Below are 8474 nucleotides of genomic sequence, written 5' to 3'. Positions count from 1 at the left end.
GTACCGGCCCGCGGCGCCTGCTGGCGTCGCTTCTACCGCCCAACCGGACCGCCGGACGGCAAGGAAACGCTGCCCGGCCACGCTTCTTGTGAACGCGCGAACGTGATACGTTTCCGCCTGTGCCGGCAATGGTGCTGCGCAAGTCTGCTCACAACTTCAAGGATAGAAAGATGGCCAAAAGACAGTTTGAGGCGATAGTGCCGGCGGAGGCTGGCTGGATAGTGATTTCCATCGACACCTCGGCGAAGGACGACATCAAGACCTGGAGCATCACCGAGCGCTTCAACGTGATCGGTTTCGGCGTCCGCGCCGACGACGGCTACCCTGTGCCGATCACGGCCATCGGCCCGCTGGCGCTGTGCAACATGGACGATGGCGGCGACAAGGCGAACGACTGCTATACCGGTTTCTTCCTGCAGGCGCCGAACGGCTGGATCACCGGCGCCGTTCCGGAGACGAGATGGCCGGATCTCGACAGCCTGTTCAATCAGGCTGCCCACGTCTATATCGGCATGGGACGTATCGAACCGGGCGAACTGGTCGTCTGAGGCGCACGAGCGCAGCGCCACGGCCCGCTGCGCACAGCGGGTTCGTGGTGGCCTTGCAGGATTGTCGGGGTCGTGGAGAGCGGCGTTCTTGACAAGACTTTCGGCGACCATGACCGCCGCCTGAAACCCGTGCGCTGGCGGGATTTCACCTGCTCCACGCCGCTGCCCGCGTCGCCGAATCCGGACAGGCACTCGCCAGCCACCGTCGTCATTGCGAGGAGGCGCAGCCGACGCGGCAATCCAGCTCCATTCTCTGGCGACGGGTGCGCTCCGTCGGCCAGGCGAAAAACAAGACCTCTGGATTGCCGCGTCGGCTGCGCCTCCTCGCAATGACGTGCGGGCGGATGGGGCGGCGCCCTGAGGCCGCCGGCCGCCACAGCCAGCCACCCCGAGTTCGACAGTAAATCCCGTAAACCATTGAATATGCGCAATTCACGCAAGTGAAATTGGCACTACAAACGCTTGGCGGACGGTTCTGGCAGGGCGACGGTCTCGAACAGCTCCTTCTGTTGTGGCGTCATGGCCGACAGGCCGGACGCCGACTGACGTTGATGCAAGGTGATCTGGTGAAACTGGATGCGGCGCGCGATCTCCAGCGCACGTTCCGGTGAGAGCTGGCTATCCCTGGCCTTCAGGCGCATGCGAAGCACCCGATAGAGCACCAGAGCCAGGAAACAGATCAAGGCATGCGCCCGAATCCGGTTCGGCAAGCGATGGAAGACCGGCGCGATTTCGATCTCCGACTTCAGGACACGGAAACCTCGCTCGATGTCGGCCAGTGCCTTGTAGCGCGCCACGATTTCGGCAGGCGTGTGATCCGGCATGTTCGAGACCAGGATCAGCTTGCCGTCCATCATGCGCGCACGACTCAAGGCCCGCTCGTCGATCTCGTAGGTGAATACCTCCGCCGCCAGATTGACCTTGACGATGTTCGCCAGGTGGGCCTCTGTGACAGCACGGTAGAAGCGCGCCGTCGTGCCGGCGTCCGACAACTTCCGGCCACGGTGTGTCTGCCCGGAATCCTGACCATCGAGCTTGCCCGCCCACCTTGCCGCGTCGGCCTCCAGCGCCTCAATGCGCTCATCCCGCGCCTGACCCTGCTCGCTGGCGATGTCGGGGCGGTGCACCACGATCAGACGAAAGCCTTGCCATTCCACTTCCCCGACGACCTCTTCGGTCGCCGACAGGCAACGCTGCTCATGGAATTCGGCCAGCAAGGTATCGAAGTCCGCGTAGCGGCGGGCCGGGACGGCCAGAATGAATTCCAGTGGCTGACCGCCCACCCGAATCGCGCGGATGGCTTCCAGATTATCCAGACTCAGCAAGCCCCGATCGGCAACCAGCACCACCCGCTTGATCGGATAGCGCGCCAGGACCTTGTCGATCGTCGGCACCAGCGTCGTCGTCTCGCCGCTGTTGCCGGCAAAGACCTCGTGATGAATCGGCAGGCCTTCGGCGGTCTGTACCACCCCCAGCATGACCTGCCGGACGATCCCGCCATCCTTCGACAGGCCAAAGCGCCGGACCTCGTCAGGGCGATCGGTGCCGCCTTCGGTACGGATCGTCGTCAGGTCGTAGAAGACGATCGACAACTCCTGGTCGATCAAGGGGCGCAGAAGACCGGCCAGGACCTTATCCACCGTCTCGGCGCCGTCCGCCAGCGTATCCATGGTACGCAACAGATGCTGATGGGTGACCGACTCGGTGGCCACTTCGGGAACGCGGGTGCCTTCCAGCCAGCGCAGGATGCCCAGCTTCGATTCGGGATCGCACAGACGGTTGAAGACCATCACCCGCAACAGGCGCTCGGCGTCGAACTGGCGGCGGTTGCGCAATACCCGGCGGAAGGCATCGGCGAAGCCCAGTTCTTGCCACAGGGCGGTGAGCAGCCAGGTGTCGCCGACCGACAACGCCGGCGCGAAGGATACGTCACCGGTGCCCTCGTCAAGGGACGGCTTGCCTGCTGCGCGCAACAGGCCATTGACCAGCGAGTCGGCTTCGCCGGCGCGCACGGCTTCGATCCGCCCGAGGGTGGCGATGACTCGCTGGCGGGAGACGCCGCCGGTGTCGCGGTAGGCCTCGACGAGCTTCACGTAGCGCCTCGGCCCCGAAGTGGTGATCTTTACGAACATGTCGCTACTGTAGCGGCCACAAAACCTATAGGCAATAGCCTAAAGGAAATAACGTGTCACTACATGGCCATTTCCCGCAAAACACTAACGCATTGTTTTTGCAAGCCTTGGGGCGTCATTTATGCGCTTGGCACGCGGAAAGTGTCGAACTCGGGAGCCACACTCCCACGCCACTCCACTTTGCTTCGCGACTACGAGAAGGGATCGTTGCGCAGGCCGCCGAGGGCGAAGAAATTGCGGATGTCGTTGAGGTCACGACGGTAGCGCGGCTGCAGTGCCTTGTACATCGCCGCGATCCGCTGGCGAAGCGCCTCTGGCAGAGGGTGATCCGCGGTCTTGATGATCACCAGGAAGGGCACCTTGAAGGTCGATTGAACGCTGACCTCGGCAGGAAAATGGCGGCTGACCAGACTTTCGAACTCTTCCTTGAGGAACGCCGCGCGCAAGGAGCGCTCGTAATCCAGCGAAAAAATGTGCGGTTGATGGTCGGCATTCATGTAAGCGAAGAAAATGACCGACTTGAGCGACTTCAGACGACTGAAATCGGTGAGGTACAGGGCGCCACCCGGACGCAACACGCGAGCCACCTCGGCCAGGCAGTCGTCGAGGTGTTGCAGGGTCGGGAGGTGATGCAGCGCCATGGTACTGATCACCGCATCGAAACTGTGATCGGCGAAGCTGTCCAGGCGGGTGATGTCGCCCTGACGGAAATCCACGTTGCTCAGGGCCAGCTCCTGCACATGGCGCTGCGCGTCGGCGAGCATTGCCGGCGAGAGGTCGAGGCCGGTGAAGGCGATTTCGGGATTGAACTGGGCGACCTGGGCAAGCTGTGTCGCCGGACCGCAACCGAGGTCGAGCACCGTTTTGCACCCCTGGACGACCTGGCTGATACGCGCCGAATGGAACAGGTACGACGAGGCCATGATGCCGTCGATGCGCCCGGCTTCCGCGTAGGCGGCAACCTGTTGCGGGTCGTCCATGACCAGGTCGGGCTCGGGCTCGCGTGGCAGGCTGCGGCTGACCAGCAGTTCGCGCAGGAAGGTCGGGATCAGGGCGGGGTTCGGCATCGCCCGTTTATATACGAAAAAGCCCCGCTTGCCAAGCAAGCGGGGCTCCCGAAACGAGGAGGCTATTCGCCCCCCGCAAAGCCCGATTAGGCGGCTTTGCTCTTGCGGCGCGAGGTAACCACGCCCAGCAGGCCGATACCGAGCAGAGCCAGAACGCCCGGCTCAGGAATGATGGTACCGCGCAGGTCGGCCGAGCCAGCAAGACACCACTGACCAGCAACTGCTCCGCCGGTGCGGCAGCCAGTCGTATTGTCGAACGGGTTCAGCACGAAGTTGTTGGCCGAGGTGGTCAGGGCAACGTCCGCGAAGCCGAAACCAGGAGCAACGCCGTCCGGGATGTCGTTGCCGTTGAGGCGCGTTTGCACGTCGAGCAGGCCGGTACCCGGGGTCTGGTCGATATCCAGCAGGCCCGCACCCGTGAAGCTCAGCGACGCACCGGTGAATTGACCGCTTGCCGACAGGGTATTGACCGTTCCCTGCTGCGCATGGCCGGTCATCGTCGCCCACAGGATACCGTCGTCGATCAGGTCGAGGTTGCCGCCGACGCCTTCCGAGCCCTGCAGGAGCAGGTTGAAGTCTGCGCGCTTGTAGATCTTGATCACGCCACCCGAGAAGTTGACCGTGGTCGGGGTGTAATCCTTCGCGACATAGTTGTCGAAGATGAAGAACAGCTTGTCGGTACCGGCGTAGGCGTTGTTGCCGTTGATGGTATTGACGACGCCGTAACCCCGGGCGATGTCGCCGTTAGCGCCGACAAAGGTCTCGGCCAGCGTGGTGGTATCGATGTGGAAGCCGAAGGGGCCGAAATCGACACCCCCGATGACAGTGGCGGAAGCAGCACCCGAAGCCATAAGGCCCAGGCCGCAGATGGCCGAAGCCAGCATTCTTTTTTTCATCACAATTTTCTCCTTGAGGGTATTAGTTAGTCCATTGAACTCGGCAAACCTGGCGGGCTGTAACTTTCATGGGACCCGACCAACTATAAGCACGTACCGTGCCAGAAACATTTCACATCGCACAATCAAAGACTTAGCGCACTTCAACAGCCAAGAATGCATACCACTGTAAAATTTTCCGACAGTTTGCCGCCCGTCAACGTGACATTTCGCACCGGCCAACATCGATCAGATCGGGCGGCAGACGAGTCCGGGGCGAACATCGGCGACCGCCTGCGATCAGCAGGCGCCGACGCGTGGGTCTGAAGCCGGCGCGACAGCCGTGGCGCCACATGAGGGGCGCCGCGGGCAAACACCACCGCGATCAGGCGATAACGCCGCCGCCGAGGCAGACGCGGCTTTCGTAGATCACGACCGACTGGCCCGGCGTCACCGCCCATTGCGGCTCGGCGAAGCGGATCAGGCACGCGTCGGCATCGATGCGCTCGATTTCGCAAGCGGCGTCGGCCTGGCGGTAACGCGTCCTGGCCGTGTACACCCAGTGCGTGTGCGCCGCCCTGCCGGCCACCCAGGAGAGGTCCTCGGCACGCAGCTCGTCGGTCAGCAACGCCGGATGTGCGTGCCCCTGGACGACGTATAGAGTGTTGCTGGCGATGTCCTTGCGGGCCACGAACCAGGCGTCGTGGTCGCCGCCGTCACCACTCCTGCCGCCTTTGACCCCGCCGATGTGCAGACCCTTGCGCTGGCCGATGGTGTGATAGGCGACGCCGTCGTGCTCGCCGAGCAGGCGATCGTCGTCGAGGCTGCGAATCTCGCCCTTCTGCCTGGGCAGGTAGCGCATCAGGAAGTCCTTGAACGGGCGTTCGCCGATGAAGCAGATACCCGTCGAATCCTTCTTCAGCGCGACGTGCAGCCCGGCTGCTTCAGCAATCTTGCGCACCTCGCGCTTGTACAGGCCGGCCAGCGGGAACAGCGTCTTCGCCAATTGCTGCTGATTCAGGCGGTGCAGGAAATAGCTCTGGTCCTTGGTCCCGTCCTCGGCCTTGAGCAACTGGAACGTCCCGGCAAACTCGCGCACGCCGGCGTAGTGGCCCGTGGCGATGCAATCGGCGCCAATGCTCAGCGCGTGTTCGAGAAAGGCGCTGAACTTGATCTCCGAGTTGCACAGCACGTCCGGATTCGGCGTGCGACCGAGTTGGTATTCCTTGAGAAAGTGGGCGAAAACGCGTTCCTTGTATTCGGCAGCGAAGTTCACCACCTCGACGTCGATGCCGATCACGTCGGCAAGGCTCATCACATCGACCAGATCCTGTCGCGACGAGCAATACTCGTCACTGTCGTCGTCCTCCCAGTTCTTCATGAACAGGCCGAGAACGTGCCAGCCCTGCTCCTTGAGCAGCATGGCCGCCACTGCCGAATCGACGCCCCCGGACAAGCCGACGACCACCGTCTTTGCCACCTTCATGTTCCCGCCTTTGCTAAGGTTCAAGGTTCTCTTCCCGGCCATCCAGCCAGCTCTGCAAATCGATCACCAGCGCCGGCTGACCGTTGTCGCGAAACCAGCTGTCGACGACGTAGCGCGCCGGCTCGGCTGCCCCGCCCCCGCCCCCGGCGCTTGCCGCCTGGGCGGCGTTCGTCCCCGACTCGCTCCCGACCGTTGCCGCGACCTCCTCTATCTGCGCCGCATGGTGCACCTGGAACAGGTAGAGCACGCGCCACACCGGATCGAGAACGCGATGAAAGCGTAGCCAGCCGCGAGCCTCGAGCAAGCGCAGCAGGCGCGTGCCGGTGGTCGAGTGATCGATGCAATCCATCCTCCCATAGACACCATTGTCGGCGGTGTTACCGCCACGGTCGGCGGCAATCGGCGTCTGCTGGCCGGCCCAGCCGAGCAGCCAGCCCATCGCCAGCGACAGCTTCGCACGCTCGTCGGCGGCACTCTCTGCCGTGCCGAGCAGGGCCTGAATCTGCGCCAGCTGCTCGTCGGCGTAGTGCACGTCGGATTGGCTCAGACAACCGTAGTTGTAACAGACGCTGATCGCCTCGCCAGCGCTCAGCGGTGCCGCCGCAGCCAGGAGCGCCAGCGCCAGCAGCCACTTCATTGACAGTGGGTCAGCAGATCCAGCGGATAGCGCCTGCCCGCCAGCCAGTCCTCGATGCAGCGCAGCACCAGGGGGCTGCGATGCTGCGCCTGCAGGGCGCGAATCTCGGCCAGGTTCAGCCAGTGCGCAGCCAGAATGCCGGTGTCGAGCTGCCGGCCGGGATCGTGAGCGACGATCTCGCCGCCAAAGGCAAAGCGCAGGTAGGTCAGGTCGAGGGCTTCGTTGCGGCAGTTGTAGACGCCGACCAGGTATTGCGGATTCAGCGTACAGGCCGTCTCCTCGAGCGTCTCGCGGACCACCGCATCGATCAGTGACTCGCGACACTCGAGGTGGCCTGCCGGCTGGTTGTAGCAGACACCGTATTCGGTCTCCTCCTCGACAAGCAGAAAGCGGCCATCTCGTTCGAGCACAGAGGCGACGGTGACGTTGGGTTTCCAGACCATTCGACAAGCCTTGCGGGTAGCGGGAACTCGCCATTTTACCGCCAACCGGGGGGCGAAATCGGCTAAACTTTCCGCTTCAGGATTTCCAGCAAAAGGGAGAACAAGACATGTCCATGGCGGATCGCGACGGATTCATCTGGCACGACGGCAAGCTGGTGCCGTGGCGCCAGGCAACGACGCACGTGCTGACGCACACCCTGCACTACGGGATGGGCGTCTTCGAAGGGATTCGCGCCTACAAGGGCGAAAAGGGCACCGCCATTTTCCGTCTCGAGGAGCATACCGACCGGCTGTTCAATTCGGCCTACATCTTCCAGATGAAAATGCCTTACGACAAGGAAACGCTGCTCGAAGCACAGAAGGAAGTGGTGCGCGCCAACAAGCTCGAATCGTGCTACATCCGGCCGATCGTCTTCTACGGTTCCGAAGCCATGGGCATTGCCGCCACGGCAGTCAGCACGCACGTGGCCATCGCCGCCTGGCCGTGGGGTGCCTACCTCGGCGTCGAGGGCATGGAAAAGGGCATTCGCGTCAAGACCTCGTCATTCACCCGTCACCACGTGAATATCAACATGTGCCGCTCGAAGTCGGTCGGGACCTATACCAACTCGATCCTCGCCCATCAGGAAGTGGCGCACGACGGCTACGACGAGGCGCTGCTGCTCGACGTCGATGGCTACGTCGCCGAAGGCGCCGGCGAAAACGTCTTCATCGTCAAGCACGGCAAGCTGTACACACCGGATCTGACCTCCTGCCTCGAGGGCATCACCCGCGCCTCGGTGCTCGAGCTGGCTGACGAACTCGGCATTCCGGTGATCGAAAAGCGGATCACCCGCGACGAAGTGTATTGCGCCGACGAAGCCTTCTTCACCGGCACCGCCGCCGAAGTGACGCCCATTCGCGAACTCGACAATCGCCAGATCGGTGCCGGCCACCGCGGACCGATCACCACCCGCATCCAGAGCCTGTACTTCGACTGCGTGAATGGCCGGGTTCCGGCGCATGCAGACTGGCTCGCCTACGTCTAACCCAGTTTGCAAGGTTTCCACCATGCCCCAGAACACCCCGCAGAAGCCCATCGAGATCAGCGCCAAGGATCTGCCCCTGCATTGCCCCACCAGCGACGCACCGCTGTGGGCGCGGCATCCGCGCGTATTTCTCGAGATCACCCACACCGGGGAGGCCGTCTGCCCGTACTGCAGTGCGCACTACGTGCTGACCGGCGGATTGCCGAAAGGGCATCACTGATCGTCGGCGGCTGTCCGCTGCGGGGTAGCCGGCTGAAC

Annotated in this window: 9 protein-coding genes; 3 read left to right on the top strand and 6 right to left on the bottom strand. The window is 63.1% G+C overall.

What is annotated here, in order from left to right:
• Nucleotides 1–170: 170 nt before the first annotated feature.
• Nucleotides 171–548, top strand: a complete 378-nt coding sequence (locus QZ613_RS20460; RefSeq protein ID WP_291864366.1) for a hypothetical protein — start codon at nt 171–173, stop codon at nt 546–548.
• A gap of 452 nt (nt 549–1000) precedes the next feature.
• On the opposite strand, the gene QZ613_RS20455 is transcribed toward QZ613_RS20460, so the two are convergent.
• From QZ613_RS20455 to QZ613_RS20430, 6 genes are all read right to left on the bottom strand, one after another.
• Complete coding sequence (locus QZ613_RS20455; protein ID WP_291983796.1) at nt 1001–2680, bottom strand: IS1634 family transposase; 1680 nt, start codon at nt 2678–2680, stop codon at nt 1001–1003.
• 191 nt (nt 2681–2871) lie between these two features.
• Nucleotides 2872–3747: a class I SAM-dependent methyltransferase gene (locus QZ613_RS20450; RefSeq protein ID WP_291864362.1), complete on the bottom strand. Its 876-nt coding sequence runs from the start codon at nt 3745–3747 to the stop codon at nt 2872–2874.
• 86 nt (nt 3748–3833) lie between these two features.
• Entirely contained in the window at nt 3834–4643 is an 810-nt protein-coding gene (locus tag QZ613_RS20445) for a PEP-CTERM sorting domain-containing protein (RefSeq protein ID WP_291863760.1), read from the bottom strand.
• A 364-nt stretch (nt 4644–5007) separates the two neighbouring features.
• Nucleotides 5008–6108 carry a tRNA 2-thiouridine(34) synthase MnmA gene (mnmA, locus tag QZ613_RS20440; RefSeq protein ID WP_291863761.1) on the bottom strand — a complete coding sequence of 367 codons (1101 nt, stop codon included), beginning with the start codon at nt 6106–6108 and terminating at the stop codon, nt 5008–5010.
• A gap of 13 nt (nt 6109–6121) precedes the next feature.
• Nucleotides 6122–6745, bottom strand: a complete 624-nt coding sequence (locus tag QZ613_RS20435; RefSeq protein WP_043564836.1) for a hypothetical protein — start codon at nt 6743–6745, stop codon at nt 6122–6124.
• Nucleotides 6742–7188 (bottom strand): NUDIX hydrolase, encoded by a 447-nt coding sequence (locus tag QZ613_RS20430; protein WP_043564838.1) that lies wholly within the window; start codon nt 7186–7188, stop codon nt 6742–6744. The genes QZ613_RS20435 and QZ613_RS20430 overlap by 4 nt, the downstream gene beginning before the upstream one ends.
• A 107-nt stretch (nt 7189–7295) precedes the next feature.
• On the opposite strand from QZ613_RS20430, the gene QZ613_RS20425 reads away from it, so the two are divergent.
• Both QZ613_RS20425 and QZ613_RS20420 read left to right on the top strand, forming a co-directional pair.
• A complete protein-coding gene (locus tag QZ613_RS20425) occupies nt 7296–8216 on the top strand; it encodes a branched-chain amino acid transaminase (protein WP_043564841.1) in 921 nt (306 codons plus the stop codon).
• A gap of 22 nt (nt 8217–8238) precedes the next feature.
• Entirely contained in the window at nt 8239–8436 is a 198-nt protein-coding gene (locus QZ613_RS20420; protein WP_043564843.1) for a zinc-finger domain-containing protein, read from the top strand.
• The last annotated feature ends 38 nt before the right edge of the window (nt 8437–8474 follow it).

The organism is Candidatus Accumulibacter sp. ACC005 (genome assembly GCF_907163215.1).
Classification (GTDB): Bacteria; Pseudomonadota; Gammaproteobacteria; order Burkholderiales; family Rhodocyclaceae; genus Accumulibacter; species Accumulibacter regalis.
The sequence above is the reverse complement of the archived record's forward strand: the minus strand, read 5'-3'. Positions and strand labels throughout refer to the sequence as shown.